This window comes from Rhizobium sp. F40D2 (assembly GCF_051810745.2).
Classification (GTDB): Bacteria; Pseudomonadota; Alphaproteobacteria; order Rhizobiales; family Rhizobiaceae; genus Rhizobium.
Genome location: NZ_CM131436.1, coordinates 3,564,079 through 3,591,035 on the forward strand (window position 1 = coordinate 3,564,079; position 26,957 = coordinate 3,591,035).

A 26,957-nucleotide genomic window follows, 5' to 3' on the forward strand; every position below is an offset into this window, starting at 1 on the left:
CTCTTCCTTTCTCTGTCTGTTTAGATGGTAGCTAGCTCCATGACCGAGACGTCATTTGCCTGGTCACGATCGAGGATCCCCGCCTGCTTGCCTTGGGCAAGCACGAGAATGCGGTTGGAGACTCCGAGAACTTCCTCGAGGTCCGAGCTTACGACGATGACCGCCACGCCCTGTTTGGCAAGATTGACGATGATGTCGTAGATGCCTGCGCGAGCGCCGACATCGATGCCTCTCGTCGGTTCGTCGAGCACGACGACCTTGGGATCACGCATGAGCCACTTCGCGATCACGACCTTCTGCTGGTTGCCGCCGGAAAGATCGGAGGCGTACTGCTCGGCACGGCCCTTGACGCCGAACTTGGCAACTGCCTTTTGCGCAAACGAGCGCTTGACGCTCGGCGTAATCCAACCGCCGCCCAGTTTGTCGAGATTGGCGTAGATAATGTTCTCGCTGATCCGGTGCCCGACGACCAGGCCCTGTTCCTTGCGGTCTTCCGGAACCATCACGATGCCCTTGCCGATCGCGTCCGCCGGATCGCGCAGTCTGAGTTCCTCGCCTTCCAGCTTGATCGAACCGGCACTGATCGGATCTGCGCCCGAAATTGCACGCACCAGTTCGGTGCGGCCGGCGCCGACCAATCCGGCGATCCCGAGAATTTCTCCGGCCCGCACCTCGAATGTAACGTCCCGGAACGAGTTGTCGGGCGAACTCAGCCCGGACACCTGGAGGACCGGACGGTCTGTCGGAACGGGCAGGGTGGGGAACAAGCGGTCAAGCGGGCGTCCGACCATGCTCTCGACAATCGTTCGCACCGGCGTCGCGCTGTCCGAGAATTCCTGCACCCGCTCCCCGTCGCGAAGAACGACGATCCGGTTGGTTATCTGTTTGATCTCTTCCATGCGGTGGGAAATGTAGACGATGCCCACGCCCTCCGACCGAAGCTTGCGAACCTGTTCGAAGAGAGCTTCTGTCTCCGCGCCGCCAAGGGCGGCTGTCGGCTCATCAAGGATCAGGAGCTTTGCGTTGAGAGCCAGCGCCTTGGCGATTTCGATGAGCTGCTGATTTGCTGTGGAAAGGCCGCCGACCGTTCGCGTTGCCGGGATGTGAAGGTTCAAACGGGCGAGCTGGTCCTGGGCCCGACGAACCATCTGGGCACGGTCGACGACGCCGTTCTTCATCGGCCAGCGTCCGATGAAGACGTTTTCCGCGATCGATAGCTGCGGCAGAAGCTGAAGCTCCTGATGGATCAGGACAACGCCCTTGTCGATGGCTTCCCTTGGAGTGGCCGGGGCATAAGGCTGCCCCAGCCATGTCATTGATCCTTCGGAGGGCGTGCGTGACCCGGCAATGATGCCCGACAGCGTCGACTTGCCCGCTCCGTTTTCACCGAGAAGTGCAACCACTTCGCCCGCATAAACGTCCAAGCTGACATCCTTCAGAACCTGGAGCGGCCCATACCACTTGGATATGCCCCTCAGGGAAAGAACTGGATCAGTCACGGCACACCTCCTCAAGACGTCGGTTTCATTACGGATGGTTGGCGATGAAGCCTGCGACGTTTTCCTTGGTTGTCAGCGTGGCATCGAGGAGCTGGACCGGGGGCACCTTTTCTCCAGCGACAAGCTTGGCGGCATTTTCAACCGCGTCACGGCCCATCTTCTGCGTCTGCTGCGTCGCAGTGACGTTGAAGACACCCTTGCTGAGGGCTTCGAGGGCCGCGGTGTCGCCATCGAAGCCGCCAACGACGATCTTCTGCGACGGATTGGCGACCTTGATCGCCTGCGCGGCGCCAAGTGCGAGACCGTCGGCCTGTGCGAAGACGATCGAAACGTCCGGGTTTGCCTGCAGCATATTCTGCATGATCTGGAAGCCTTCGTCCTGGCTCCAGATGTTGGAAAACTGCTCGGCGACAACCTTGACGTCCGGATATGCCTTCAGGGATTCAGCGCAGCCCTTCGAGCGATCGACTTCCGGCGTCGTGCCCTTCTGGCCGTGGATGATGACCATCTTACCCTTGCCGCCGGCTTCCTTCAGAATGTAGTCGCATACCGCCTTGGCAGAGGCGACGGAATCGGTTGCAAGGAATGTATCGCCCGGTGCTCCCTCCGCGTTGCGGTCGACGTTTACAACGGGGATGCCGGCGCTCTTCGCGAGCTTGACCGGAACGGTCGCAGCGGCCGCCCCGGCCGGAATGTAGATCAGCGCGTCGATTTTCTGGGTCAGAAGATCCTGGATCTGGTTGACCTGGGTCGGCCCGTCGCCCTTTGCGTCGACCGTGACGACTTCGATGCCGCGCTTCTTGGCTTCGGCTTCGACCGATTGCTTGATCTGGTTGAAGAAGTTTGCCTGAAGGTTGGCAACGGCCAAGCCGAGCTTCTTCAATTCGGCTGCGTGTACGGGCCCGAGCGTGAGGCCGAGCAGTGCAGCAGAAGCGAGCATGGTGCGCGCAATTTTCATTGTATTTCCTCCGTTGTTTGATGGAACCCTCGGGTATGTCCTCCCCCTCGGGGTATTGATCCGCCCCAAACCCTTGGAGCGGAATTTTCGGGCCCGCCGACGCGGCGGACCCCGTTCGTCAAGCGCGACGCCGACGAATAGTCTCCGCGCCGACCGCGAGCACGATGACGATGCCGATGATCACCTGCTGCAGGAACGGCGAGACGTTGAGAAGATTGAGCCCGTTGCGAAGGACGCCGATGATAAGAACACCGATCAATGTTCCTCCGATCCCGCCCGCGCCGCCCGAGAGCGAAGTCCCGCCGATGACGACCGCAGCGATGGTGTCCAACTCATAGCCCAGACCGCTTGATGGTTGGACGGAATCCAGCCTGGCGGCGAGTACGATGCCTGCGAGGCCGGCAAGGACTGAACTTACGACGTAGACGCCAATCGTCACGAGCGGGACGTTGATACCCGCAAGGCGCGCGACTTCCGGATTTCCTCCGACCGCGTAGAGCATGCGACCTTCGGAGCGGAAGTGCAGGAAAAGCCATGCCGCAAGAACCACCGCAAGCATGAGAAACACAGTGGCGGTCAACACGCCGAAATGGCGATCGATTGCCAGCATCATAAACCAGTCGGGGAAGCCGACGATCTGCTGGCCGTCCGTGATCATATTGGCGACGCCGCGAGCCGCGGACATCATCGCAAGAGTGGCAATAAAGGCCGGGACCCTGAACTGCGTCACCAGAAGTCCGACGATCAGCCCCGAAACTCCCGATGCGACCAGAGCAAAAGCGATGGCGACCGGCAGCGGCAGGCCGGCGACATTGGCGGTCCAGCCCATGACCATCATCGCCAGGGCAAGCGCCGAGCCGACGGAGAGATCGATGCCGCCGATCAGGATGACGAAGGTCATTCCGACCGCCATGATGCCGAGAACAGTGATCTGGTCGAGGATATTGAGGCCGTTTCGAACTGAAAGAAACGTGTCGGTGCTCAGGCTCAGAAAGACGCACAGCGCGAGCAGTCCGACGAGCGGGCCGGTTGCTCCCTTGAGCTTGCTCAGCCAGGCTCCGGACGAAAGCCTGTGTTCATTGATGTCGAGCGCCACCATTGCTCCTCCCTATGCCTAGGCTTGTATCCGATATTTGTGCAAGCGAGAATAATTATTCACACCTGTTGGAAAATTCATTAACAAGTTGCTTTCTGGCTGTCAACAAGATTTGCTCAGCGCGTTCGCTGTTGTTGGATTGTATAAGGGGCTTGACTAATCGGCGCCTTGTGCAAAAATATTGATAAGTGAATATTTATGCAGACACGAGGAACCCATGGATACGATTGAACTCGAGCGCATCGCCCGCGAGATCCGATTGCGCGATCTCCAGGCGGTCTTTGAAGCGGGCGCCGGCCATATTGGCGGGGAGATGTCGGTCATCGACATTTTGACGGCGCTCTATTTTCGTGTGCTGAATATCTGGCCGGATCAACCGAAACATCCCGACCGCGACAGGTTCGTCCTGTCAAAGGGACATACGGCATGTGCTCTCTATGTGACGCTGGCAAAACGTGGCTTCATTCCGCAGGAGGAGGTCTCCACCTTCCTGCAGCCGCATTCGAGGCTGAACGGACATCCGAATTGCAACAAGGTTCCCGGCGTCGAAACAAATACCGGTCCGCTGGGCCACGGTCTTCCGGTCGCAGTCGGAATGGCGAAAGCCGCCAAGCTCTCAGGCGCGAAATATCATACCTACGTCGTTACCGGCGACGGTGAGATGCAGGAGGGTTCCAACTGGGAAGCGATCATGGCGGCCGCCCAGTTCAAACTCGACAACTTGACCCTGGTCATCGATCACAACAGGTTCCAGCAGGGTGCGGCGCTCGCCGAAACCAATGATCTCGCTCCGCTTCGTCCGAAGCTCGAGGCCTTCGATTGGGAGGTCACCGAGATCAACGGGAACACGATGAGCGAAGTCGTTCCGGCTCTCGAACGCCGGGGATCAAGACCGCATTGCATCGTCGCCCATACCAACAAGGGCCACGGAATATCGTTCATGCAGGACCGGGTCGACTGGCACCACAAGGTGCCGAACAAGGAACAGTACGAAATTGCATTGGCAGAATTGTCGGAGGCACTCTAAATGAACGCGTCAGTAAACCCACCCAAGCTCTATGATTGCCGCGACGCATTCGCCTCTACGCTTGAACGGTTGGCAGCCGAAAACGACACGATCGTTGCCGTTTGCAACGACTCCGTCGGCTCCTCCAAGCTCGGCGGCTTCAAGGCGAAGTTCGGAGAGCGCCTCGTCAATGTCGGCATAGCCGAGCAGAACATGGTTGGCGTTGCAGCAGGCCTCGCCAACGGCGGACGCCTTCCATTCGTATGCGCCGCTGCTCCGTTTCTGACGGGCCGGTCGCTGGAGCAGATCAAGGCCGATATTTCCTACTCGAATGCCAACGTTAAGCTGGTGGGCATTTCTTCCGGAATGGCATATGGCGAACTCGGTCCGACGCATCACTCGATCGAAGACTTCGCCTGGACGCGGGTCCTGCCCAATCTTCCAGTCATTGCACCATGTGACCGCATCGAAACCGCCGCTGCCGTTGCGTGGGCCGCGACCTATAACGGGCCCTGTTTCCTGCGTCTGTCCCGCGTTGGCGTGCCTGATCTGCTTCCGGAGGGGCACAGGTTCGAACTCGGCAAGGCAAATCTGCTTCGCCAGGGTTCCGACGTCACCCTTATTGCCAACGGCACTTTGACTCATCGCATCGTGAAGGCGGCCGAAATCCTCGCAGACCGCGGCATCAATGCCAGGGTTCTGAACTTTGCGACGGTTCGTCCAATCGACGATGAGGCTATCATCGCCGCGGCGAAGGAAACCGGAGCGATCGTCACGGCCGAAGAGCATTCGATCTTCGGCGGGCTGGGTTCCGCGGTCGCCGAAGTGGTGGTCGACAATGCTCCAGTGCCGATGAAGCGTCTCGGCGTTCCCGGCATCTACGCCCCGACTGGTTCGGCAGAGTTCCTGCTCGACGAGTTCGGGATGGCGCCGGCGGCCATCGCAGATGCCGCGCAGTCGCTGATCAGGCGCAAGTAATTGGGATCATGTGACCGGCGGGGACGCTTTTGTCGTCCCGGCCGTCACCTGATCCGGGGAGGATAGAATGCGGGCAATTCTGGCAATCGACCAGGGCACGACCAATTCAAAGGCCGTTCTCGTTTCCGAAAAGGGAGAAATCGTCGGCAGAGGTTCGGCTCCCGTCGGCATCTCCTATCCGAAGCCGGGCTGGGTCGAACAGGACCCGCGCCGGCTTTACGCATCGGTCTGCGAAGCGATCGACGCCTGCCTGAAGGCCAGCCCCGATGTCGCTATCGAGGCCGTGGCGATTTCCAACCAGCGTGAGTCGGTCACGGCCTGGGACGCCAAAACGGGAGAGGCGCTTGGACCGGTGGTCAGCTGGCAGTGCCGCCGCACGGCGCCGGATTGCGAACGTCTCATTGCCGAAGGTCAGCTTGACCGGGTGCAGGCGCTGACGGGCCTGCCATTGGATCCGATGTTCCCCGGTTCGAAATACCGATGGCTGCTCGACCGTATTCCGGCCGGGCGATCGGTGCGGCTGGGAACGGTCGACAGCTGGCTTGTCCACTGCCTGACGGGCGGGCGCCGGCATGTCTGCGATGCGTCGAATGCCGCCAGGAGCCAGTTGTTCGACCTCCGGGAGCAGAGATGGAGCGAGGAGCTTGGCGCGATCTTCGGCGTCGATATCGCTCTCCTGCCCGAGGTGCTCGACAGTTCTGCCGATTTCGGCAGAACGCAGGGATTGCCGGGGGTGGCGGATGGCACGCCCATCATGGCCGCGATCGGCGACAGCCACGCTGCCCTGTTCGGTCACGGCGCCTTCAAGCCGGGCGACGGCAAGGTGACCTTCGGAACCGGCTCTTCCGTCATGACGACGCTCGCGCAATACATTGCCCCGCGCAACGGCGTCACAACCACCGTCGCATGGCGTATCGGGGGAAAGCCGACCTTCGCTTTCGAAGGCAATATTCTCGTCTGCGCCGCCAGTCTTCCCTGGATGGCTGATATTCTCGGCCTTGCGGACGTAGCGGCGCTTGTGGAACTTGCGGAAAGTGCCGAGCCGGGCGGACCCGGCTTCGTGCCGGCGTTCGTTGGACTGGGCGCCCCATACTGGAATGCCGATGCCCGCGCCCTGTTCTCCCAGATCAACTTCAATACGACGCGGGCGCAAATGGCGCGGTCGGTCACCGATTCCATCGCCTTGCAGGTGCATGACGTGATCGCGGTCATGCGGGCACAGAGCGGCGGTGCGCTCGGTGCGCTCTATGTGGATGGCGGACCGAGCCAGAACCGCTTCCTGATGCAATGTGTCTCCAATCTCATCGACCATCCCGTGATCCAATGCGAAGCCCCCGAGGCATCGGCTTTGGGCGCTGCTTATCTGGCGGGCCTGTCACTCGGCTTGTGGAGCGATCTCAACATGGTCGCGGGGCTGCCGCGAAAGTCGCAAACCATCCAGCCGCAACCCGTGGATCGAGCGGGGCTTCTCGATAGCTGGAATGATGCGCTCGCCCGCTCGACGGCCCGCGAAACAAAGGCTAAAGGTGAATAAAAATTCACTCTGGGATTAGTGATGACTCGCCTCAACGAACTCCGCCTCATTTCAAGGGTCGCCCAGATGTACCATATCGAGGGGCGGCGGCAGGCGGAGATCGCACAGCACCTTCGCCTGTCGCAGGCGACGGTGTCGCGCATGCTCAAGCGTGCCGAGGCTGAAGATATCGTGCGAACCAGCGTGATCCCTCCCGTCGGCACCTACAGCGAACTCGAGAGCGCGCTTCGCGAGAAATACGATCTGCCGGAGGCGATCGTCGTCGAGTGCACGGAAGATCGGGACGGCGCCATCATGGCCCGTATCGGCGAGGCAGCGGCGCATCTGCTGGAGGTGACGCTTGCACCGGGGGAGATCATCGGCGTTTCGAGCTGGAGCCAGACCATTTTCAAGATGGTCGAGAACATTCATCCCCAGAAGAGTGCTCAGGTGAAATATGTCGTCCAGACCCTTGGAGGCATGGGCGATCCTTCCGTGCAGACGCATGCGACGCAGCTGACCACGCGGCTTGCGCGGTTGACCGGCGCCGAGCCGAAGCTGCTCCCCGTGCAGGGCGTGACGTCATCCAGAGAAGCAAAACTTCTGATGCAGGCCGACCCGTATGTCCGCGAGACGATGGACCTGTTCGGCAGCATAACGCTGGCGATCGTCGGTATAGGCGCCGTCGAACCGTCCGAACTTCTCGCCCGGTCCGGCAACATCTTTTCATCCCGCGAACTGTCCGATCTCGCCGAAGCCGGCGCCGTCGGCGATATCTCGCTGCGCTTCTTCGATAAAAACGGCAAGCCGGTGAAGACGCCCCTGGACGACCGGGTCATAGGGCTTCCACTGGAGGATCTCGAAAGGGTGGAGCGAGTTATCGCTCTTGCCGGCGGGTCCAAGAAGACCGACGCTATTGCGGGCGCGCTCCGCGTGGGGGTCATCGATATGCTGGTTACGGACAAGTTTACGGCGCAGCGATTGATTGATTGATGACGTAGGAAGGATCGTGCCGCTGCGTTGCTGCTGGGTTTTTCAGGATGGCTGCGCCTGGGATGGGAGCGCCCGCCGCGTCCTTCGAGGCTTCACCCTATGGGCTACGCAGCTCAGGATGAGGCTCTCTTAGGTGTTGGCACTTCAGGAAGAAGGCTGATCGGTGAGCCGTGCGGCCAACGATTGGTATGCCGTGCTGGTCGTGTGCTTTGCTGGTGAAGCTTCGTTCTACGCTCCGCTCTACGGCATAAAATCTAGCGCAGGTATTAATCCACTCTCCTGTGCTTGTCACTGGAATCCAGTGCGCCCAAGTGTTTGGGCGCAGGAAACTCTTTGCCTGCATGGGAGCCATTCACGGCGCCGACGCGCCGTGGCTGGATTCCTGTGACGATTGAGATGCAAGGGTGGGATGGGCGTTTTCGCCAACCTATCACCCGCCGGTGACACTCATATGCCGTGCCACGGCCGGCCGGTTATGCATGCGGTCGATGATGAAGTCGTGACCCTTCGGTTTGCGGGTGATGGCTTCGTCAATGGCGGCTTGAAGGAGGGCGTCGTCTTTGGTGGCGCGCAGTGCGGCACGCAAATCGGCGGCGTCGTTCTGGCCGAGGCACATATAGAGCGTTCCGGTGCAGGTGAGGCGGACGCGGTTGCAGCTCTCGCAGAAATTATGGGTCATCGGCGTGATGAAGCCGAGGCGGCCGCCGGTCTCTGTGACCCTGACGTAACGGGCCGGGCCGCCGGTCTGGTAGTCGATATCCGTCAAAGTGAACCGCTTCTCCAGATCTGCGCGCAGTTCGGAGAGCGGCAGGTACTGGTCGGTGCGATCCTCGTCGATTTCGCCCATCGGCATGGTTTCGATGACGGTGAGATCCATGCCGCGGCCATGGGCGAAGCGCAGGAGATCGGGCATCTCCGCATCGTTGAAATCTTTCAACGCCACGGCGTTGAGCTTGATGCTGATGCCGGCTTTCTGAGCGGCGTCAATGCCTTCCATCACCTTGGCAAAATCGCCCCAGCGGGTGATCTTGCGGAATTTGTCGGGATCGAGCGTATCGACCGAGACGTTGATGCGGCGCACGCCGCAATCATAGAGCTCCTCGGCATGGCGGGAGAGCTGCGAGCCGTTGGTGGTCAGCGTCAGCTCGTCGAGGCCGGAACCGATCTTTTCGCCGAGCTGGCGGACCAGATACATGATGTTCTTGCGCACCAGGGGCTCGCCGCCGGTGAGCCTGATCTTCTTCACGCCCTTGGCGACAAAGGCAGAACAGAGACGATCCAGCTCTTCCAGCGTCAACAGGTCCTTTTTCGGCAGGAAGGTCATATTCTCCGCCATGCAATAGGTGCAGCGGAAATCGCAGCGATCGGTGACGGAGACGCGGAGATAGGTGACTGCCCGGCCGAAAGGGTCGATCATCGGATGTGCATCCGCCGTGAGCGGCGATGCGTTGCCTATCGTTCCGACTCTCGTATTCACCAATTCCTCCGCGAGCGGACTGAAGCGCGCCAGACCTGATGCCTGCCTGTTTTCAAGCGATGTCTTCCTATGTGTGCATATGTGATTGCGCCGTCAAGGGAAACGGATTTCGCACACGCTAATTTGCGCTTGCCTCGAAAAAGGCGAACGCCTACTGCTCCAGAGGAAAGAGGGTGATAGAGATGAGCGATATCTGGCCGAGCGAACTTCGCGTTTCGAAAGACCGGCAGCGGCTGGCGATAACCTTTGACGACGGCCAGAGCTTCGACCTGGCGGCCGAACTCTTGCGCGTGCTGTCGCCGTCGGCTGAGGTGCAGGGCCACGGGCCGGGGCAGAGGGTGACGGTGCCGGGCAAGCGCAACGTTGCAATCATCTCGATGACGCCGACCGGCAATTATGCCGTCAGGATCGGCTTCGACGACATGCACGATACGGGCATCTACACCTGGACCTATCTGCGCGAACTCGGCGAACGGGGCGCCGAGCTGTTTTCGGCCTATGAGGACGAACTCAGGGAAAAGGGCATGAACCGCGACACGGCGGAAAAGCCGCGCTGAAATTCACATAACCAGCCATCGGGGGGCCATATGGCGAAAACGAACCGCAAGAACTGGTTGCGCGCCAAGGGGAGTGCGGCCGGCAACAAGGTGACCTTCCTCGAACTGTTCTTCGATCTGGTCTTCGTCTTTTCGATCTCGCAGCTTTCGCATGCGCTTGCCGCCCATTACACACCGCTCGGTGCCGCCGAAGCGGCGCTGATGACCTTTGCCGTCTGGTGGGTTTGGATTTTCACCGCCTGGGTGACCAACTGGCTGGATCCCGACAAGATGCCGGTGCGCGGCATGCTGGTGGCGCTGATGATGCTCGGGCTGCTGCTGTCGGCCTCCATTCCCGAGGCCTTTGGCGACAAGGGGCTGCTGTTTGCCGGCGCCTATGTGGCGATGCAGGTCGGGCGCTCGCTGTTTACCACCTATGCGATGACACGCGTCGACCGCGCCAACACGCTGAATTTCGTCCGCATCACCACCTGGCTCGTGGTGGCCGCCGTCTTCTGGATCGCCGGCGGGCTGCTCGAGCATGAAGCCCGGCTGATCGCCTGGGTGATCGCGCTGGCGATCGAATATGCCGGCCCGGCCGCGGGCTTTGCCGTGCCTGGTCTCGGCCGCTCGAAGCCGAGCGACTGGGACGTTTCCGGCGCCCATATGGCCGAGCGCTGCGCGCTCTTCGTCATCATCTGCCTCGGCGAGGCGATCCTGGTTTCCGGCCGCACCTTTTCGGAGTTGCCGGTTTCGGGGCTGACCGGCATCGTCTTCGTCACCGGTTTCATCGGCACCGTCGCCATGTGGTGGCTTTATTTTCGCTTCGGGCACGGGCGTGCCGCCCACCGCATCGAGCATGAGGCGACGCCGGGGGCGTTGGCGCGGCTCGCCTTCACCTATGGGCATATCCCGATCCTTGCCGGCATCATCGTGCATGCGGTGGCCGTCGAATTCATGTTCTCGCATCCGCATGAGACGGGCGACCTCGGCATCGCTGCGGCGGTGCTCGGCGGCTCCGGCCTGTTCCTGATCGGCAATCTCTGGTTCAAGGGCGCGACCAGCGGGCAGCTGCCGCTGTCGCATCTTGCCGGTCTGGTGTTGCTGATCCTGCTTGCCTTCGCGGCACCCCTCATCGAGATCTATCTGCTGGGCATTCTGGCGACGCTGGTGCTGATCGTCGTTGCCGCCTGGGAATACCGCTCGCTGAGCGGTACATCGCCGGCGCCGACGCTGCATTGAGATCAATCGTCGTCGTCGCGCAGATCCTTGAGCAGCGTGGTGATGATGCGCTCCATCGAGGTGGCGGTCGCCATGCATTGTTCGATCGGCTCGTCAGAGAGCGTTCGTTCGATGAGGTCGGTCTGGATCGCCATCGCCGCCTCGGTCAGCCTGCGGCCTTCGCCGGTGAGGTGGAGGCGCAGCACGCGCTTGTCGCGTTCGTCGCCGCGCCGCTCGATCAGCCCACGTTTTTCCATCTGCGGTAAGAGCATGCTCATATTGGAGCGGCCGACCAGCAGCTTGCGCGCCAGCTCCTGCTGCGAAATGCCTTCGAAACGGTAGAGATTGACGAGAATGTCGAGATGCGGCGGCTTGATGTCGAGATCGGCAAGCGAGCGCGTCAGCGACTGCTGCATCAGCTGGCAGGCGCGCGCCACCGCGATCCAGCTGCGAAAACGCGGATGATCCCAGGGAAGGGATTGATTTTTGTTCATCGTTGTACTTTATTGTTCAGTGTTGAACAGTCTTTTGGATTCTCACTATGGCAAATTTTGCGCTTGAGGTCACCCGCCTGGGTTTTTCGGCTCTGCAGGCGATTTCGCCTCATCTGGCGGGCAGGACAGCGTTCCGGCTGTTCTGCCGAACACCGTCGCCGCGGCCGAAGGGAGCAAGGGCAAAGGCAGCGCATGCCGCGGGCGCGGCCCGGCTCGGCGGTGCCGAACGCTTCACCCTCGAGCTTGCCGGCGGGGCGAAAGCGCATGCCTATCGGCTGAATGGCGGCGCGCGGGGAAAACGCCAGCGTTTGCTGGTGACGCATGGTTGGGGCTCGAGCGCCGAATATATGGCTGAGTTGGTTTCGATGCTTGCGGCGACCGGTGCAGAGGTGGTGGCGCTCGATTTTCCCGGTCACGGACGCGCCGGCGGGCGTTTCCTGCATATGGGGCTCGCGGTCAAGGCGATTGCGGCTGCCGAGGCGCGCTTCGGCGGCTTCGATGCGGTTATCGGCCATTCCTTCGGCGGCGCGGCGCTGATAGTCTCAGCGGCGGGCCTGCTACCCGGCGTGGCGCCTTTGGCCTGCGGGCGGCTGGTGCTGATCGGCGCGCCAAGCGAGATGGGCTGGCTGTTTACCGATTTCGGCCGGCTGATCGGCCTTCGCCCGGCCGCGCAAGCGGCGCTGGAGACCGAAGTCCAGCGCGTCACCGGCCGGAGACTCAGGGAGTTCGACGCGGGCAATGCCGCAAGCGGCATCGGCCGGCCGGTGCTCGTCATCCATGCCGAGGACGACAAGGAGGTGTCGCCGACCCATGCCAGGCGCTATCAGGCTGCCGGGAAGGACGTCCGGCTGCTCTGGGCGAACGGCTTCGGCCATCGGCGCATCGTCGGCGCGGCGCCGGTCCTTGCCGCGATCGCGGCATTTCTCGAAGGCGATCGGGGCGAAGACGGTGTTACCGACGAAAGCATCAAAAAAGATGCGGAAATCATTCCGTTTTTTGAGCTTCCGGCGCGGCGCGCGGCATTGTAGCGTCCGTCGCAACGATCAAGCCGCGGCAGGACGCCTCATGAAAATCATCAGCAGCATCGAAGAGCTCAATACGATTTATGGCGCCGGGCTGTCACAGGCCTCCGTCGACAAGGTGACCAAGCGGCTGACGCCGCTCTATCGGGAGATGATCGATATCTCGCCCTTCGCAGCACTTGCGACCGTCGGGCCGGAAGGGCTCGACTGTTCGCCGCGCGGCGATCTCGGCGGCGTGGTGCGCGTCGTCGACGACGAGACGCTACATCTGCCGGACTGGCGCGGCAACAATCGCGTCGATTCACTCTCCAATATCGTGCGTGATCCCAGGCTTGCGCTGATGTTCCTGATCCCCGGCTCGAACACGACGATGCGCATCAACGGCCGCGGCATCGTCTCTGATGACGAGGCGTTGCTTGCAAGCTTCGAGATGGACGGCAAACATCCGCGCACCGTCGTCGTCATCGCGATCGACGAGGTCTATTTCCAGTGCGCACGCGCCGTGATGCGGGCCGAGCTGTGGAACGCCGAGCGTTTCGCCGATCCCGCAAGGCTGCCCACTCCCGGCCAGATGCTGAAGTCCGCGGTCGGCGATTTCGACCAGGAAACCTACGACCGGGAATGGCCGGGCCGTGCGGCCAAGACGATGTGGTAAAACCGCCGTGGCGCGGAACGGCCGTCAGGTCTTGTAGATCAGCCAGCTCTTGGTGAAATCCTTCTGCATGCCGTCCTGATAGAGGATGGTGCAGTTGCGGCCGGCATTCTTGGCGCCGTATAGGGCGATGTCGGTCTTGCTGTAGAGTTCGCCGGCATCCTCGGCGCTGGAGGCCATGCAGATGCCGATCGAGACGGTGATCGGCCCGTAATTGACCCGCGTGCGGGAATTCTTGAAGGGTGTCGTTTCCAGCGTGCGACGGATGCGCTCGGCGATTGCCGTGATTTCCTCAGGTGTATTGCCGTCGATGATGAGGGCGAATTCCTCCCCGCCGGCACGGGCGACGAAGACGTCGCGCCGGACGTTGCTGCGGATGACGGAGGCGACGGTGGCAAGGATCTTGTCGCCGACGGGATGGCCGTAGGTGTCGTTGATCTTCTTGAAGTTGTCGATGTCGGCAAGCAGCAGGGCCGTCACCGGCCGCATGCCGGGGTTGTTGAAGACGGCGGCGAGGCGCTCGTCGAAGGCGCGGCGGTTGGACAGCCGCGTCAGCGAATCGGTGTTGGCGATCCGCTTATATTCATCGAGTTCCTTGCGGACCTGGTCCATCTCCTGCGAGCGCTGGACGACGTCCTCGACGGTGCGTTCGCCATGCGCCATGGTGTCGCCGGTCGCCTGGCTCAAAAGTTCGATGGCATTTTCGATCAGCTCGACGCTGGCATTGCTCTTGGAAGTGATGCGCTTATGGGTCTCGCCGAGCAGCCTGGTATAGCTTTCGAGCGAACTCTGCTCCTGCTTCAGGATCCGCAAGAGGCCGTCGAGTTCGCCTGATATGCGGGTATGGGCGTCATCGACGACGCGGGCCGGGCTGCCGGTGAAATATTGCGCGCCGAGCGCGTCGAGCTCGGCTTGCGTCGCCTGGGCGCCGAGCGCCGCGAGCTCGCGGGTGAGCGCCGGATTGGAGCCGATATAGGCCTCGTAGAACAGTTCGTAATTGCGCGGTATCGGCGCAACGCCCATCGAGCGCATGGCATAGGTGATCTGGCCCGCGACATCGGGAACCTGCACCTTAGGCGCGACAGCCGTATTCATCCGGCGAACTCCTCATCTATTCAAAGGCAATATTCTATTTGGTAGCTTAAATTTCTTGGGAAAAGATTAAAGCGGAATATACCAAATACTACATACGACAATTGCCCTATAGGTCAATACTTCTGGCAGGCCTATGATTCTGCACGCAAAAACGTATCTTTGGCGAGACAGTGCATACTCGTTGTGTGGGGGCGGTGTCTGAAAAACTTACAGTTCTTCTCTGCCGGAGATCGTATTCGACTTGTCGATATCACCCGAGATTCAATTCCTGGAAGAAATCATTGCCCTTGTCGTCGATGACAATAAAGGCGGGGAAGTCTTCGACCTCGATCTTCCACACCGCTTCCATGCCGAGTTCGGCATATTCGTAGACTTCGACCTTGCGGATGCAGTCTTGAGCAAGACGGGCGGCAGGGCCGCCGATAGAGCCGAGGTAGAAGCCGCCATGTTTCTTGCAGGCCTCGCGGACCGCTCGTGAACGATTGCCCTTGGCGAGCATCACCATCGAGCCGCCGAAAGACTGGAACTGGTCGACGTAGCTGTCCATGCGACCCGCCGTCGTCGGGCCGAAGGAGCCGGAGGCGTAACCGGCGGGCGTCTTGGCGGGACCGGCATAGTAGACCGGGTGGTTTTTCAGGTAATCGGGCATGCCTTCGCCGTTTTCCAGCCGCTCGCGGATCTTGGCATGCGCCAGGTCGCGGGCGACGATGATCGTCCCGGTCAAGGACAGGCGCGTCTTGACGGGATGTCGCGACAGTTCGGCAAGAACCTCGGCCATCGGCCGGTTGAGGTCGATGTGGACGGTCGACTCGGACAGTTTCGCCTCATCGATCTCGGGCATGTATTTCGACGGATCGGTTTCGAGCTGCTCGATGAAGATGCCGTCGCGGGTGATTTTGCCCTTGGCCTGGCGGTCGGCGGAACAGGAGACGCCGAGGCCGATCGGCAGCGAAGCGCCATGGCGGGGCAGGCGGATGACACGCACGTCATGACAGAAATACTTGCCGCCGAACTGGGCGCCGACGCCCATCTGCTGTGTCAGTCTGTGGATTTCCTTCTCCATCTCGAGATCGCGGAAGGCGTGGCCGCTTTCGGACCCTTCGGTCGGCAACTCGTCGAGATAGCGGGTCGAGGCGAGCTTGACGGTTTTCAGGTTCATCTCGGCCGAGGTGCCGCCGATGACGATCGCCAGATGGTAGGGCGGACAGGCTGCCGTGCCTAACGTCAGGATCTTTTCCTTAAGGAAATCGATCATCCGGTCATGCGTCAGCAGCGAGGGCGTGCCCTGGTAGAGAAAGGTTTTGTTGGCCGAGCCGCCGCCCTTGGCGACGAAGAGGAATTCGTAGGCGTCGGTGCCTTCCTCGTAGATGTCGATCTGGGCCGGCAAGTTATTGCGGGTGTTCTTCTCCTCGAACATTTTCACCGGCGCGAGCTGCGAATAACGCAGGTTCTTCTTCTCATAGGCATCCATGACGCCGCGGGCGAGTGCAGCGCGATCCCCGCCCTCGGTCCACACCCGGCGGCCCTTCTTGCCCATGATGATCGCCGTGCCGGTATCCTGGCACATGGGCAGCACGCCGCCGGCGGCGATATTGGCATTCTTCAACAGGTCGTAAGCGACGAAGCGGTCATTGTCGGTCGCTTCGGGGTCATCGAGGATCGAGGCGAGCTGCTTCAGGTGGCCGGGGCGCAGCAGGTGGTTGATGTCGGCAAAGGCGGCTTCGGCAAGCAGGCGGATACCTTCCGGCTCGACGGTCAAGATCTCCTGGCCCTTGAAGCTGTCGACCGAGACATGATCGCCGCTGATCTTGCGATAGGGGGTGGTGTCGTTGCCGAGCGGGAAGAGATCGTCAGCCATCGAAGTGACCTTTCTGGTGTGCGCCGCTAATTTGGAACCGGTCTAAATCCGCCGCGGGGCAAAAGCAATCTGGATGCGGCCGGACTCTGGAGAGGAGCCATGTCGTGCCGCGGTATGCAGTCGGCACGCTACACGCGGTAGGCGAGTTGGGAAAAAGGTGAAATCGAGGCTGACGACTTCAGGTTGCTTTCCGTTCGGGCCAAGTTCATATTCCCGCCAGCGTTAACCTGCCGGGGCTTCTAGAGCGGGATGATTTTAGGTGGAATCGCAATTGGGATTGAACGAAGCCGCTTTCGCGGCATTTGGAGGATCTGATTGCATGAAGCGCTCCTGATTGAAGGAATGGGCTGTTTTGCCCAACCTTCAATCAGGAGATGACGATGACGGAGATGAGCCCTCTACGCCGGCGCATGATCGATGACATGACGATCCGCAATCTTTCGCCAGCAACGCAACGATCGTATTTACATGCGGTAACGAAGTTCTCGCGCTATTTCGGGCGATCGCCAGACCGTCTTGGACTGGAAGACGTGCGCGCGTTTCAGGTGCATCTGGTTTCTTCGGGCCTATCATGGCCAGCCTTGAACCAGACAGTTTGTGCCCTGCGGTTCTTCTTTGGCGTCACGCTTGGTCATGGCGAGATACCGGAGCGCATTTCCTATGCCCGGACACCGGCCAAGCTGCCGACGATCCTCAACGGCGACGAGATCGTGCGGTTTCTGGAAGCCGTTCCAAGCCTGAGGACCCGTACCGCACTGACGACAGCGTATGCGGCGGGGCTGCGCGCCTCGGAAGCTGTCCATCTCAAGGTCCGCAACATTGATGGCGAACGCGGCATCATCCGCGTCGAGCATGGCAAGGGCGGAAAGGATCGCAACGTCATGCTGTCAGCGCAGTTGCTCGCGATCCTGCGGGTCTATTGGCGGCTGGCGAGACCCGAGGTCTGGCTGTTTCCGGGTCGGGACGAGACCAAGCCCATCGACGTCCAGGTTCTGTATTCTGCCTGCCGTTCGGCGTGCGCCGCGGCCGGCATCGACAAAAGGGTAACGGTGCATACGCTGCGCCACAGCTTTGCCACCCATCTTTTGGAAAGCGGAACCGACATCCGCATCATCCAAGTTTTGCTCGGCCACAACAATCTGTCCACCACGGCACGCTACACGAAGGTTTCCAATACCCTGATCCGCAGCACGACCAGCCCGCTCGACCGACTGACGCTGGAGGTGGTGCCGCCAAGCTGAGCAAGTTTCGCCATGGCGGCGGGACTGGAGGTGGCGGATATTTTTCGCCGCAACGGGGAAAGATATCGTCAAGCCCACGACACCCATCTCGGGCGTGTCGAACGCCGGGTCATGAGTGCGGTCGAGATGTGCCGGACCGCTCGCCTGGGCGGGCATGTCCAGCAATGTCAGGACTGCGCGGCGTTCCGCATCGCCTATAATTCCTGTCGCAACCGGCATTGCCCAAAGTGCCAGGGACAGGCGAGCCGTGACTGGCTTGCTGCCCGACAGGCCGACCTTCTGCCTGTCGGCTATTTCCACGTGGTCTTCACCCTACCGCAGCAGATCGCCGCAATTGCCTTCCAGAACAAAAATGCCGTTTACACGATCCTGTTTCGCGCCGTCGCCGAGACGTTGCGCAAGCTTGCTGCCGATCCCAGGCATCTGGGTGCAGAGATCGGCTTCATCGCGGTGCTGCACTCCTGGGGACAGAACCTCCATTTTCACCCTCATATCCACTGCATCGTGCCGGGCGGCGGATTGTCGGCGGACCAGTCCCGTTGGGTTCCCTGCCGGGCAAACTTCTTCCTGCCCGTGCGCGTTCTGTCATCCCTGTTCAGGCGGTTGTTTCTTGAAGAGCTGAAGCAGGCCTACGACCTGGACCAGCTTCGGTTCTTTGGCGATATCGCCGGCCTGGCCAATCCGGCGGCGTTCAATCACATTGTCAAAGAAACGCGGCGTGTCGCCTGGGTGGTCTATGCCAAGCCGCCATTTGCCGGACCCGAACAGGTGCTGGCCTATCTCGGGCGCTATACCCATCGCATTGCCATCTCCAATTCCCGCCTCGTCAGCATCGATGGCGATCGAGTCACATTCCGATGGAAGGACTATCGAACGGGCGGCAGGCAAAAGGTAATGACGCTCGATGCCCACGAGTTCATCCGCCGTTTCCTGCTTCACACCGTTCCGGACGGCTTTCACCGCATTCGTCATTATGGCCTGCTTGCCAATGGCCATCGGCAACTGAAGCTGGACCTGTGCCGAAGCCTGCTCGACGTCCCGCCGCCGGAACACCCGGTCGAAGAACCGGACACAAAGCCACCACCTTTGCTGCACCGCTGCTCCTGTTGCGGCGGAACCATGACGATCATCGGCGCGTGGACCCCGCTCCAGCCGGTACGTCGGCCAGCATGGAACGACAGTTCATGATCATATTACGCGCGGCATCATTGCAACGATCAGCGTCGGCATGCCGAAGAGCCGCGGTGCGAGTGCTTTGGCCAATCGTGCCCGAGCGACGTTTCGGTCGATGCAAACCAGCCGACAGGCGCGTCAAAGACACCGCAAATACCGGCAAGAATCTCCTTCCATACCTGTCCACGGGCTCCGGCAAGGCTCAACCCTGCAAAACGCCATCCACCGCTTCGGCTAAATCCCCATAGCGCCAAACAACCCGCGCCTTCGCTCAATCCGGCTTCAATGAGGTCCGATCAGTGAATGCCGCACGCACAGCGCCCGGACCTCACAGAACCCTCCAGATTCCCTTTTGGACACAAATCAGATTCACCCTTCTGGCCGGTAAGGAGGCCGGTCTGGATGGCGAGACCTTTTTCGAATGATCTGCGAGAGCGTGTTGTCGGGGCGGTGACGCAGGAGGGGCTGTCGTGCCGGGCTGCGGCCAAACGGTTCGGCATTGGCATCAGCACCGCGATCGATTGGGTGCGGCGGTTCCACGCAACGGGCAGCGCAGCACCCGGCCAGATGGGCGGCCACAAGCCGCGGGCAATCTGCGGTGGCCACCGGGAATGGCTTGTCGAACGCTGCCGCGCGAGTGCGTTCACGCTGCGTGGGCTGGTCGCGGAATTGGCGGAGCGGGGTCTGGACGTGGATTACCGGTCCGTCTGGGCCTTCGTCCAGGATGAAGGGCTGAGTTATAAAAAAAGACGCTGGTCGCCAGCGAACGGGAGCGACCCGACGTCGCCGCCAGGCGGGCGCGCTGGCTGAAGCATCGCCATCGCATCGATCCGGCCCGCCTTCTCTTCATCGACGAAACCTGGACGAAGACGAACATGGCGCCGCTCAGAGGCTGGGCGCCGCGTGGCGAGCGGCTCTTGGGCAAAGCTCCTTTCGGCCATTGGAATACGATGACCTTCATCGCCGCGCTTCGAACCGACCGCGTCAGCGCACCATGGATCATTGATGGCCCCATCAACGCCGAACGCTTTCTCATCTACGTTGAAAAGGTGCTGGTGCCAGAACTCAAACCTGGCGACATCGTCGTGATGGACAATCTCGGCTCGCATAAAGCCAAGGCGATCCGGGTCGCCATCCGCAGGGCCGGCGCCCGACTATTCTTTCTGCCGCAATACTCCCCAGATCTCAATCCGATCGAGAAGCTCTTCGCCAAGATCAAACACGGGCTGCGACAGGCACAAGCCAGAACCCGCAACGCCATCGACGACGCGCTTGCAGCTATCCTCCAAACCGTCTCGCCAAAAGAGTGCCTAAACTACTTCAAGGAAGCCGGATATGAACGGACGTAAAATCATCCCGCTCTAATGACAAATGCAAAGCCAACTGCTGTCGACGACCTTCTCGTTTTTTTCGAACATGATTGGCTCAGGGGCGATCTGCTGCGCCTCGCCAGCGATCCCGAGGGAGCGGAGATCTATGCCCGCTTCGTCAATGGCGTGCTTATCGACGCCAAACATGGGCCTGACCATGAAACGATCATTGAGGGCAAGTACGGAACCTTCAAGGTGAAACCTGACGGTCACTTCACGTACGAGTTGGACTACACACTCGACGTGGTGAAGAATTTTGGGAAATACGATCAGCTCATCGAGACACTAAGCTACAAGATGTCCGATGGCTCAGGGGGCACGGACTTCGGCGTGCTGACGCTCGCGATCGACGGGGTCAGCGAAGGCGAAAAATACCAGGAGGTCCTGGATTTCGACGACATGGGCGTCACGTCGAGGGCGGATAATTTCTTCCTTCCCGACTATCGGGGCTTTGCGCTCTCCGTGAACGGCAGTCAGGAGCTGACGCTTCTGAACGGTATCGTCTACGATACCATCCCGGGCGTTGACGCCATCACCGAGGACGGCTTCAGCGATACCGTCCTATCCCCTGGTTCGACGCCCGTGACGTTGAAGATGGTCGATGGCGGGGATTTCACCTTTCAGGGTGTTTCGATTGCCGAACTGTCCGCATCGCCCTTTCACCTGACGCTGACTGCGATGAATGACGGCCAGATCGTCTATCAGCAGGAGCTTGAGGTCACTGGCCCCAATCTTGTGGTCGAGATCAAAGACATCGATGAGGTCAGCTTCGACTTCATGGGCAATTCGGTGGTGATGGACAATATTTCGCTGTTGGTTTGACGTTTATCGGGGCTGTGGGTTGTGCTGGCGGCAGGCGGATGGGGGGGTGTCCGCGTCGGCTGGAAAATCCAGCGAGAACGGCTACGCCAACCTCCCTCATTCCTGTGCTCGTCACAGGAATTCAGTGCGCCCAAGTCCTTGGGCGCGAACACTCTTTCCCTGATATTTTGCTTCATTCACGGCGCGGACGCGCCGTGGCTGGATTCCTGTGACGAGCACAGGAATGAGGGAGGAGAGGTGGAGCATACCACCCCAACTAACCTATTTCGGGCCGATCATCGTTTCCGGGCGGACTATCGCATCGTAATCCTCCGCCGAGACGAGTCCACTCGCAAGCGCCTCTTCCTTCAGCGTCGTGCCGTTCTTGTGCGCGGTCTTGGCGATCTTGGCGGCTGCGTCGTAGCCGATCTTCGGCGCAAGGGCGGTCACCAGCATCAGCGAGCGGTCGAGGCCGGCCTTGATGTTGTCTTCGCGGGCCTCGATGCCGACGACGCAGTTGTCGGTGAAGGAGACGGCGGCGTCGGCCAGCAGCTGCACCGATTGCAGGAAATTATAGGCCATCATCGGATTGTAGACGTTGAGCTCGAAGTGGCCCTGGCTGTCGGCGAAGGTCAGCGCGGCATGATTGCCGAAGATGTGGATGCAGACCTGCGTCAGCGCCTCGCATTGGGTCGGGTTAACCTTGCCGGGCATGATCGAGGAACCTGGCTCGTTTTCCGGCAGCGCCAGTTCGCCGAGGCCGGCGCGCGGGCCGGAGCCGAGCAGGCGGATGTCGTTGGCGATCTTGAAGAGGGCGGCAGCCGCTGCATTGATGGCGCCATGGGAAAAGACCATGCTGTCATGCGAGGCGAGCGCTTCGAACTTGTTCGGCGCGGTCACGAAGGGCAGGGCCGTAATGGCGGCGATTTCTTCGGCGACCTTCTCCGCGAAACCGATTGGCGCGTTGAGGCCGGTGCCGACGGCGGTGCCGCCCTGGGCGAGTTCGCAGAGACCGGGCAGGGTCATTTCGATGCGCTTGATGGCGGAGCCGACCTGGGCGGCATAACCCGAAAATTCCTGGCCGAGCGTCAGCGGTGTGGCGTCCTGGGTGTGGGTGCGGCCGATCTTGATGATGTGGCTGAATTCGGTGACCTTCATGTCGAGAGCGGCATGCAGGTGCTTCAGGGATGGCAGCAGGTGATGGGCGATCCGTTCGGCGCAGGCGATGTGCATCGCCGTCGGGTAGGTGTCGTTCGACGACTGGCTCATATTGACGTGATCGTTCGGATGCACCGGCTTCTTGGAACCCATGACGCCGCCAAGCATTTCTATAGCGCGATTGGAGATCACCTCATTGGCATTCATGTTGGACTGCGTGCCCGAACCGGTCTGCCAGACGACAAGCGGAAAATGCTCGTCGAGCTTGCCGTCGATCACTTCCTGCGCAGCATCGACGATGGCCTGGCCAAGCGCAGGATCGAGCTCGCCGAGCGACATGTTGGCGCGGGCAGCAGCCTGCTTGACGATGCCGAGCGCACGCACGATCGACAGCGGTTGCTTTTCCCAGCCGATCTTGAAATTACCGAGCGAACGCTCAGCCTGGGCGCCCCAATATCGGTCAGCGGCGACCTCGATCGAGCCAAAAGTATCGGATTCGGTGCGTGTTGCGGTCATCGGCTTAGCCTTCCCTTTACATGCTGTTTTCGGTCATCTGAGAGAGATCAGGTCTTATAGGTTGGAACGTCCGACAAGAAAACCGGACCCGATGCGGAATATTGAAATCGAGAGTCATGTTTGCATGGGTTGTAGGGCGTGCTTTTTAGGCCACTTTGAAAATTTTATGCGTCTGGACGTTTTCGTCCCACTGGCCCGGATGCGAAAATTCGGTAAAAAATTAACTAATAATTTCATAATTTTGTGTGAACTTCTGCGCGGCGCCGCGCAGGACCTCCGTCACACAAAATTGAGTCCGCCGGCGCTGGCGGCGCAGGCCGGTTTCTGATCAATGAGCCGGACGCTGAGTTTCGCGGGATTTGAGCTGAGAACAGCATGACACCGGGACTGGAAGATATATGACGTTCGTTTTGAAAAGCGCGGCATCCGCATTGGCGATTTCCTGCGGCGTGGCGGTTATGACTGCCGCACCCGCGCATGCTTATACATTGATGGACATGCTGCGCGGCGACAGGCAGCGGACCCAGAGCACTATCTTCATGGATCAGGTGCCCGGTCGGCCCGTGCCGCGCGGTGCTGTTGGCGGGTCACTCGGCGGGCTCGATCCTGAGGCGCCGCTGCCGAAGGTGAGCAGCCCGCGTTATTACACCTACAAAGCCGAGACGTTGCAGTTCGTCGATACCGGTAAGTTCGCCGATCCCGTCGTCACCGGCGCGGTCGCGGATGTTTCCCCGACCGGCGATGCCAGCGCCGAACCCGCAGTCCAGCGCCGCTTCCTGGCGCAGGCCAAGGTGCGCGCCAACGCGGACGGCGCAAAGGTGCTCGAAGCCTATTACGGCGACAGCCGCAATCCGCTCGTCTGGGTCGATGGCAACCAGATCAACGACCGCGCCAAGTCGGCGATGGCGACACTTGCCGATGCGGCCTCCGTCGGTCTCGACCCTGCCGATTACGCGGTCCAGGCGCCAGCGATTGACCCAGCCAATCCCGATCCCGCCTTCCGCGACCGGGCGCTGACGCAGTTCGAACTCGAACTCTCCGCCAAGGTGCTGGCTTTCGTGCAGGATACCGTGCGTGGGCGAATCGATCCGAACAAGATCTCCGGCTATCATGACTTTCAGCGCAAGGCGGTCAATCTGACGTCGGTGCTGAAGCTTGCCCGCATGAGCCCCGATGTCGGCGCCTACATCGCCAGCCGCTCGCCCGATGGTCCTCAGTTTGAGGCACTGAAGGCAGAGCTTGCCAAGCTTCGCGCCGCCGACGGTGGCAACGAGGAGCGAATCGTCGTTTCGCTCGACAAGCTGCTGAGGCCTGGCGACAGCTCTCCTGAGATCGCCAATATCGTCAAGGCGATCGGAAAGCATGGGTCCGAAACGCTGAAGACCGATCACGCGGCAACGCTTGCCGCTTACGCAGGCAACAGCGACTATTCGCCCGATATCGTCTCGCTGGTCGAAGCCTTCCAGCAGGAGCGCGGACTCAAGGCCGATGGCGTCATCGGCCAGGCGACCGTGCGCGCCATGACCGGCGGCGATACCAATGCCTCGAAGATCGACAAGCTGGTCGTCGCCATGGAGCAGGCGCGCTGGCTCCCGGAGGATCTCGGCTCCCGCTACGTGATGATCAACCAGCCCGCCTTCATGGTCTATTACCACAATGACGGCAAGGAACAGCTGTCGATGCGGGTCGTTGTCGGTGGCAAGAACAATCAGACCTATTTCTTCGACGACGAGATCGAGACAGTGGAGTTCAACCCGTTCTGGGGCGTGCCGCAGTCGATCATCATCAACGAGATGTTGCCGAAGCTGCGTTCGGATCCGAACTATCTCGACCAGCTCGGCTATGAAGTCGAGGTGAACGGCCATGCCGTCGCCTCGTCGAGCGTCGATTGGTATGGTTCCACCAATAACGTTTCGGTCCGCCAGCCGCCAAGCAGCGACAATGCGCTCGGTGAACTGAAGATCCTGTTCCCGAACAGCCACGCGATCTACATGCACGACACGCCGTCGAAGAGCTTCTTCAAGCGTGACATGCGGGCTTTGAGCCACGGCTGCGTGCGCCTTGCCAATCCGCGTGCGATGGCAGCCGCCGTTCTCGGCACGACTGTCGACGACGTCGCTAAGCAGATTGCCACCGGGCAGAACCATGCCGTGAAGGTGCCGCAGAAGATCCCGGTCTACGTCTCCTATTTCACTGCCTGGCCGAACAAGGACGGCGTGGTGGAATATTTCGACGACGTCTATGGCCGCGACGGCTATGTCGACAAGGCCTTTGACGCGACGACAAAGGCGCGCGGCGCGCAGATCTGACGCAGATTTTATTGGATTATCGAGCGAGCGGTCTTCGGGCCGCCCGTTTTGTTTTTGGGGTGAGTAGAGGACTGTTGCGTTTGGCAGACTGGCGCCACAAATTCGTCCCTCATTCCTGTGCTCGTCACAGGATCCAGCAGCCGCGTGTCTACGCGGCGGGGAATGCGGCCCCATCGATAAATGGTGCATTGCAGGAGCAATGTCCTCTTCAAGTGACGGATGCTGGTCTCAATTTAAGAGTCTTTTCGGCTTGCGGACGCAAGCCGGCTGGATTCCTGCGACAAGCACAGGAATGAGGGACGGATAGGAGAAATGAGCGAACTCCTCAGACCGCGACCTTCCCCGCGTATTCCCGCAGCAGCCTCTCCACCAGTTCCGACGTCAGCTCGTCGTAGTGGGTGATGATCATATCCGGATCCAGGTCGGAAACCGGCACGTCAGAATAGCCAAAAGGCACGGCGATCGACGGCACGCCGGCATTCCTGGCCACGGCGATATCGTTGATGCTGTCGCCGATCATCACGGCTCGGGCGATGTCGCCGCCGGCGCGTTCGATGGTGCCGGCGAGGTGGCGGGCGTCGGGCTTGCGCACGGCGAAGCTGTCGCCACCGGTGATGGCGTCGAAATAGCTGACGAGGTCGAGTTTCTCGAGCAGACCGAGTGCCAGGCTTTCCATCTTGTTGGTGCAGACGGCGAGGCGGTAACCGGCAGATCTAAGCCGGTCCATCGCGGCGACGAGGCCGGGATAGGGTTCGGTACGGCCGGGCATGTTGCCGGCATAATGGGCGACGAAGCGCTCGACCAGTGGCGGCAGGGCGTCGCTCTCGAGCGGATGGCCGCGCAGGCGGCAGGCGCGCTCGATCATCACGCGCGCGCCGTGGCCGACGAGATGGGTGAGGTCGTCATAGCTGACCGGGTCGAGGCCAAGGGCTGCGATCGTATGGTTGAGGCTCTCGACGAGATCCGTATGGGTGTCGAGAAGGGTACCGTCGAGATCGAAGACGATGAGTGCCGGGCGGGCGTGGGAATGGGTCAAGGGTTTGTCTCTTTGCGCAATGAGTCGTTCTGGAGAGCGACAAGTCGTCCTGAGGCACGACAGGTCGCCTCTGGAACGATAGATCATGCCTGAGGTAGGCGATCGCGTGGCGGAAAGCAACGTCGGGATATGTGCCGGGAAGGCGGCAGGCATTTGTTTCGGCTTTTCATTTTCCGTGATGATTTTGACTTTCGTTTGCCAGGCGAGCCGTGTAAACAGCACATCCAACGCAATAATTCGGAGCTGGCGGCGCATGGATGCCCGCGAAATGAAGATCAAGGCCGCCGCGGCGGCACTTGCCCATGTCGAAGACGGAATGCGCCTCGGCATCGGCACCGGCAGCACCGCGGAAGAATTCGTTCGTCTGTTGGCGGAGAAAGTCGCAAGCGGCTTCAAGGTCGAAGGCGTTCCGACGTCGGAAAGAACGGCGCGGCTTTGCGTCGAACTCGGCGTGCCGCTGAAGTCGCTCGATGAACTGCCGGCACTCGACCTGACGATCGACGGCGCCGACGAGGTTGATCCGGCGCTCCGATTGATCAAGGGCGGCGGCGGCGCGTTGCTGCGCGAAAAGATTGTCGCGGCCGCTTCCGAGCGGATGATCGTCATTGCCGACGAGAGCAAGCTGGTCGACACGCTCGGCGCCTACCCGCTGCCGATCGAGGTCAATCCGTTCGGGCTCGTCTCGACACGGATCGCGATCGAGAAGGTCGCGGCCCGGCTCGGCCTTTCAGGCGAACTCAGCCTGCGCCAATCCGGTGACGGAGAGTTTACCACGGATGGCGGCCATCACATTATCGATGCATCTTTTGGCCGCATTCCTGATGCAGAGGCGCTTTCGAGCGAGCTGAATTCCATACCCGGCGTCGTCGAACACGGGCTCTTTATCAATATGGCGGCACTTGCGATCATTGCCGGTCCTGCGGGTGCGCGCATACTGCAGGCAAACAGATAACAG

General features: G+C 60.8%; 23 protein-coding genes. 14 read left to right on the forward strand and 9 right to left on the reverse strand.

Features of this window, described 5'->3' with window-relative positions; all coding sequences use genetic code 11:
* Positions 1 to 20 precede the first annotated feature (20 nt).
* From ACS4RS_RS17165 to ACS4RS_RS17175, 3 genes are all read right to left on the reverse strand, one after another.
* Positions 21 to 1,499 (reverse strand): ATP-binding cassette domain-containing protein, encoded by a 1,479-nt coding sequence (locus ACS4RS_RS17165; protein WP_439010009.1) that lies wholly within the window; start codon positions 1,497 to 1,499, stop codon positions 21 to 23.
* A 28-nt stretch (positions 1,500 to 1,527) separates the two neighbouring features.
* The gene (locus tag ACS4RS_RS17170; RefSeq protein WP_003586088.1) at positions 1,528 to 2,457 is read right to left on the reverse strand and encodes a sugar ABC transporter substrate-binding protein; all 930 of its coding nucleotides are present in this window, start codon (positions 2,455 to 2,457) and stop codon (positions 1,528 to 1,530) included.
* A 118-nt stretch (positions 2,458 to 2,575) separates the two neighbouring features.
* Positions 2,576 to 3,556 carry an ABC transporter permease gene (locus tag ACS4RS_RS17175; protein ID WP_012557890.1) on the reverse strand — a complete coding sequence of 327 codons (981 nt, stop codon included), beginning with the start codon at positions 3,554 to 3,556 and terminating at the stop codon, positions 2,576 to 2,578.
* Positions 3,557 to 3,770: 214 nt separating this feature from the next.
* On the opposite strand from ACS4RS_RS17175, the gene ACS4RS_RS17180 reads away from it, so the two are divergent.
* From ACS4RS_RS17180 to ACS4RS_RS17195, 4 genes are all read left to right on the forward strand, one after another.
* Positions 3,771 to 4,580 carry a 1-deoxy-D-xylulose-5-phosphate synthase N-terminal domain-containing protein gene (locus tag ACS4RS_RS17180; RefSeq protein WP_439010008.1) on the forward strand — a complete coding sequence of 270 codons (810 nt, stop codon included), beginning with the start codon at positions 3,771 to 3,773 and terminating at the stop codon, positions 4,578 to 4,580.
* Entirely contained in the window at positions 4,581 to 5,537 is a 957-nt protein-coding gene (locus ACS4RS_RS17185; RefSeq protein ID WP_439010007.1) for a transketolase C-terminal domain-containing protein, read from the forward strand.
* A gap of 67 nt (positions 5,538 to 5,604) precedes the next feature.
* The gene (locus ACS4RS_RS17190; RefSeq protein WP_439010006.1) at positions 5,605 to 7,071 is read left to right on the forward strand and encodes an FGGY family carbohydrate kinase; all 1,467 of its coding nucleotides are present in this window, start codon (positions 5,605 to 5,607) and stop codon (positions 7,069 to 7,071) included.
* A gap of 21 nt (positions 7,072 to 7,092) precedes the next feature.
* Entirely contained in the window at positions 7,093 to 8,043 is a 951-nt protein-coding gene (locus ACS4RS_RS17195; RefSeq protein WP_054182988.1) for a sugar-binding transcriptional regulator, read from the forward strand.
* Between the two features lie 430 nt (positions 8,044 to 8,473).
* On the opposite strand, the gene moaA is transcribed toward ACS4RS_RS17195, so the two are convergent.
* Positions 8,474 to 9,520 (reverse strand): GTP 3',8-cyclase MoaA, encoded by a 1,047-nt coding sequence (gene moaA, locus ACS4RS_RS17200; RefSeq protein WP_439010005.1) that lies wholly within the window; start codon positions 9,518 to 9,520, stop codon positions 8,474 to 8,476.
* 182 nt (positions 9,521 to 9,702) lie between these two features.
* Here moaA and ACS4RS_RS17205 point away from each other — a divergent pair, with 182 nt between their 5' ends.
* Positions 9,703 to 10,077 carry a gamma-butyrobetaine hydroxylase-like domain-containing protein gene (locus ACS4RS_RS17205; RefSeq protein WP_439010004.1) on the forward strand — a complete coding sequence of 125 codons (375 nt, stop codon included), beginning with the start codon at positions 9,703 to 9,705 and terminating at the stop codon, positions 10,075 to 10,077.
* Positions 10,078 to 10,107: 30 nt separating this feature from the next.
* Positions 10,108 to 11,298 (forward strand): low temperature requirement protein A, encoded by a 1,191-nt coding sequence (locus ACS4RS_RS17210; protein WP_439010003.1) that lies wholly within the window; start codon positions 10,108 to 10,110, stop codon positions 11,296 to 11,298.
* 2 nt (positions 11,299 to 11,300) lie between these two features.
* On the opposite strand, the gene ACS4RS_RS17215 is transcribed toward ACS4RS_RS17210, so the two are convergent.
* Positions 11,301 to 11,771 carry a MarR family winged helix-turn-helix transcriptional regulator gene (locus ACS4RS_RS17215; RefSeq protein ID WP_003586115.1) on the reverse strand — a complete coding sequence of 157 codons (471 nt, stop codon included), beginning with the start codon at positions 11,769 to 11,771 and terminating at the stop codon, positions 11,301 to 11,303.
* A gap of 47 nt (positions 11,772 to 11,818) precedes the next feature.
* Between ACS4RS_RS17215 and ACS4RS_RS17220 the strand changes: the two genes are divergently transcribed.
* Positions 11,819 to 12,799 carry an alpha/beta fold hydrolase gene (locus ACS4RS_RS17220; RefSeq protein WP_439010002.1) on the forward strand — a complete coding sequence of 327 codons (981 nt, stop codon included), beginning with the start codon at positions 11,819 to 11,821 and terminating at the stop codon, positions 12,797 to 12,799.
* Between the two features lie 37 nt (positions 12,800 to 12,836).
* A complete protein-coding gene (locus ACS4RS_RS17225) occupies positions 12,837 to 13,448 on the forward strand; it encodes a pyridoxamine 5'-phosphate oxidase family protein (RefSeq protein WP_439010001.1) in 612 nt (203 codons plus the stop codon).
* 24 nt (positions 13,449 to 13,472) lie between these two features.
* Here the strand turns inward: ACS4RS_RS17225 and ACS4RS_RS17230 are convergent, their stop codons facing one another.
* Positions 13,473 to 14,540, reverse strand: coding sequence for a diguanylate cyclase domain-containing protein (locus ACS4RS_RS17230; protein WP_439010000.1), 1,068 nt, complete (start codon positions 14,538 to 14,540; stop codon positions 13,473 to 13,475).
* Between the two features lie 250 nt (positions 14,541 to 14,790).
* Complete coding sequence (locus ACS4RS_RS17235; RefSeq protein WP_449313749.1) at positions 14,791 to 16,398, reverse strand: fumarate hydratase; 1,608 nt, start codon at positions 16,396 to 16,398, stop codon at positions 14,791 to 14,793.
* Positions 16,399 to 16,778: 380 nt separating this feature from the next.
* Here ACS4RS_RS17235 and ACS4RS_RS17240 point away from each other — a divergent pair, with 380 nt between their 5' ends.
* From ACS4RS_RS17240 to ACS4RS_RS17255, 4 genes are all read left to right on the forward strand, one after another.
* A complete protein-coding gene (locus tag ACS4RS_RS17240; RefSeq protein ID WP_439009998.1) occupies positions 16,779 to 17,639 on the forward strand; it encodes a tyrosine-type recombinase/integrase in 861 nt (286 codons plus the stop codon).
* A gap of 12 nt (positions 17,640 to 17,651) precedes the next feature.
* Complete coding sequence (locus tag ACS4RS_RS17245) at positions 17,652 to 18,827, forward strand: IS91 family transposase (RefSeq protein ID WP_439009997.1); 1,176 nt, start codon at positions 17,652 to 17,654, stop codon at positions 18,825 to 18,827.
* A 387-nt stretch (positions 18,828 to 19,214) separates the two neighbouring features.
* Positions 19,215 to 20,161 (forward strand): IS630 family transposase gene (locus ACS4RS_RS17250; protein ID WP_439009996.1). Its coding sequence is split into 2 segments (ribosomal slippage): positions 19,215 to 19,553 and positions 19,556 to 20,161, totalling 945 coding nucleotides; the frame shifts between segments, so codons are not numbered across the junction.
* 15 nt (positions 20,162 to 20,176) lie between these two features.
* A complete protein-coding gene (locus tag ACS4RS_RS17255) occupies positions 20,177 to 21,004 on the forward strand; it encodes an Ig-like domain-containing protein (RefSeq protein WP_439009995.1) in 828 nt (275 codons plus the stop codon).
* Between the two features lie 261 nt (positions 21,005 to 21,265).
* Here ACS4RS_RS17255 and fumC read toward each other — a convergent pair whose 3' ends face one another.
* A complete protein-coding gene (gene fumC, locus ACS4RS_RS17260) occupies positions 21,266 to 22,657 on the reverse strand; it encodes a class II fumarate hydratase (protein ID WP_449313750.1) in 1,392 nt (463 codons plus the stop codon).
* Positions 22,658 to 23,055: 398 nt separating this feature from the next.
* Here fumC and ACS4RS_RS17265 point away from each other — a divergent pair, with 398 nt between their 5' ends.
* The gene (locus tag ACS4RS_RS17265) at positions 23,056 to 24,966 is read left to right on the forward strand and encodes a L,D-transpeptidase family protein (RefSeq protein ID WP_439009993.1); all 1,911 of its coding nucleotides are present in this window, start codon (positions 23,056 to 23,058) and stop codon (positions 24,964 to 24,966) included.
* Between the two features lie 325 nt (positions 24,967 to 25,291).
* Here ACS4RS_RS17265 and ACS4RS_RS17270 read toward each other — a convergent pair whose 3' ends face one another.
* Positions 25,292 to 26,002 (reverse strand): HAD-IA family hydrolase, encoded by a 711-nt coding sequence (locus ACS4RS_RS17270; RefSeq protein WP_439009992.1) that lies wholly within the window; start codon positions 26,000 to 26,002, stop codon positions 25,292 to 25,294.
* Positions 26,003 to 26,255: 253 nt separating this feature from the next.
* Here ACS4RS_RS17270 and rpiA point away from each other — a divergent pair, with 253 nt between their 5' ends.
* The gene (rpiA, locus tag ACS4RS_RS17275) at positions 26,256 to 26,954 is read left to right on the forward strand and encodes a ribose-5-phosphate isomerase RpiA (RefSeq protein ID WP_439009991.1); all 699 of its coding nucleotides are present in this window, start codon (positions 26,256 to 26,258) and stop codon (positions 26,952 to 26,954) included.
* The last annotated feature ends 3 nt before the right edge of the window (positions 26,955 to 26,957 follow it).

Coding starts and splice junctions, on each gene's coding strand:
- ACS4RS_RS17170 (WP_003586088.1), bottom strand. CDS start 2,457: ATGAAAATTGCGCGCACCATGCTCGCTTCTGCTGCACTGCTCGGCCTC.
- ACS4RS_RS17175 (WP_012557890.1), bottom strand. CDS start 3,556: ATGGTGGCGCTCGACATCAATGAACACAGGCTTTCGTCCGGAGCCTGG.
- ACS4RS_RS17180 (WP_439010008.1), top strand. CDS start 3,771: ATGGATACGATTGAACTCGAGCGCATCGCCCGCGAGATCCGATTGCGC.
- ACS4RS_RS17185 (WP_439010007.1), top strand. CDS start 4,581: ATGAACGCGTCAGTAAACCCACCCAAGCTCTATGATTGCCGCGACGCA.
- ACS4RS_RS17190 (WP_439010006.1), top strand. CDS start 5,605: ATGCGGGCAATTCTGGCAATCGACCAGGGCACGACCAATTCAAAGGCC.
- ACS4RS_RS17195 (WP_054182988.1), top strand. CDS start 7,093: ATGACTCGCCTCAACGAACTCCGCCTCATTTCAAGGGTCGCCCAGATG.
- ACS4RS_RS17205 (WP_439010004.1), top strand. CDS start 9,703: ATGAGCGATATCTGGCCGAGCGAACTTCGCGTTTCGAAAGACCGGCAG.
- ACS4RS_RS17210 (WP_439010003.1), top strand. CDS start 10,108: ATGGCGAAAACGAACCGCAAGAACTGGTTGCGCGCCAAGGGGAGTGCG.
- ACS4RS_RS17215 (WP_003586115.1), bottom strand. CDS start 11,771: ATGAACAAAAATCAATCCCTTCCCTGGGATCATCCGCGTTTTCGCAGC.
- ACS4RS_RS17220 (WP_439010002.1), top strand. CDS start 11,819: ATGGCAAATTTTGCGCTTGAGGTCACCCGCCTGGGTTTTTCGGCTCTG.
- ACS4RS_RS17225 (WP_439010001.1), top strand. CDS start 12,837: ATGAAAATCATCAGCAGCATCGAAGAGCTCAATACGATTTATGGCGCC.
- ACS4RS_RS17230 (WP_439010000.1), bottom strand. CDS start 14,540: ATGAATACGGCTGTCGCGCCTAAGGTGCAGGTTCCCGATGTCGCGGGC.
- ACS4RS_RS17235 (WP_449313749.1), bottom strand. CDS start 16,398: ATGGCTGACGATCTCTTCCCGCTCGGCAACGACACCACCCCCTATCGC.
- ACS4RS_RS17240 (WP_439009998.1), top strand. CDS start 16,779: ATGACGGAGATGAGCCCTCTACGCCGGCGCATGATCGATGACATGACG.
- ACS4RS_RS17245 (WP_439009997.1), top strand. CDS start 17,652: ATGGCGGCGGGACTGGAGGTGGCGGATATTTTTCGCCGCAACGGGGAA.
- ACS4RS_RS17255 (WP_439009995.1), top strand. CDS start 20,177: ATGACAAATGCAAAGCCAACTGCTGTCGACGACCTTCTCGTTTTTTTC.
- fumC (WP_449313750.1), bottom strand. CDS start 22,657: ATGACCGCAACACGCACCGAATCCGATACTTTTGGCTCGATCGAGGTC.
- ACS4RS_RS17265 (WP_439009993.1), top strand. CDS start 23,056: ATGACGTTCGTTTTGAAAAGCGCGGCATCCGCATTGGCGATTTCCTGC.
- rpiA (WP_439009991.1), top strand. CDS start 26,256: ATGGATGCCCGCGAAATGAAGATCAAGGCCGCCGCGGCGGCACTTGCC.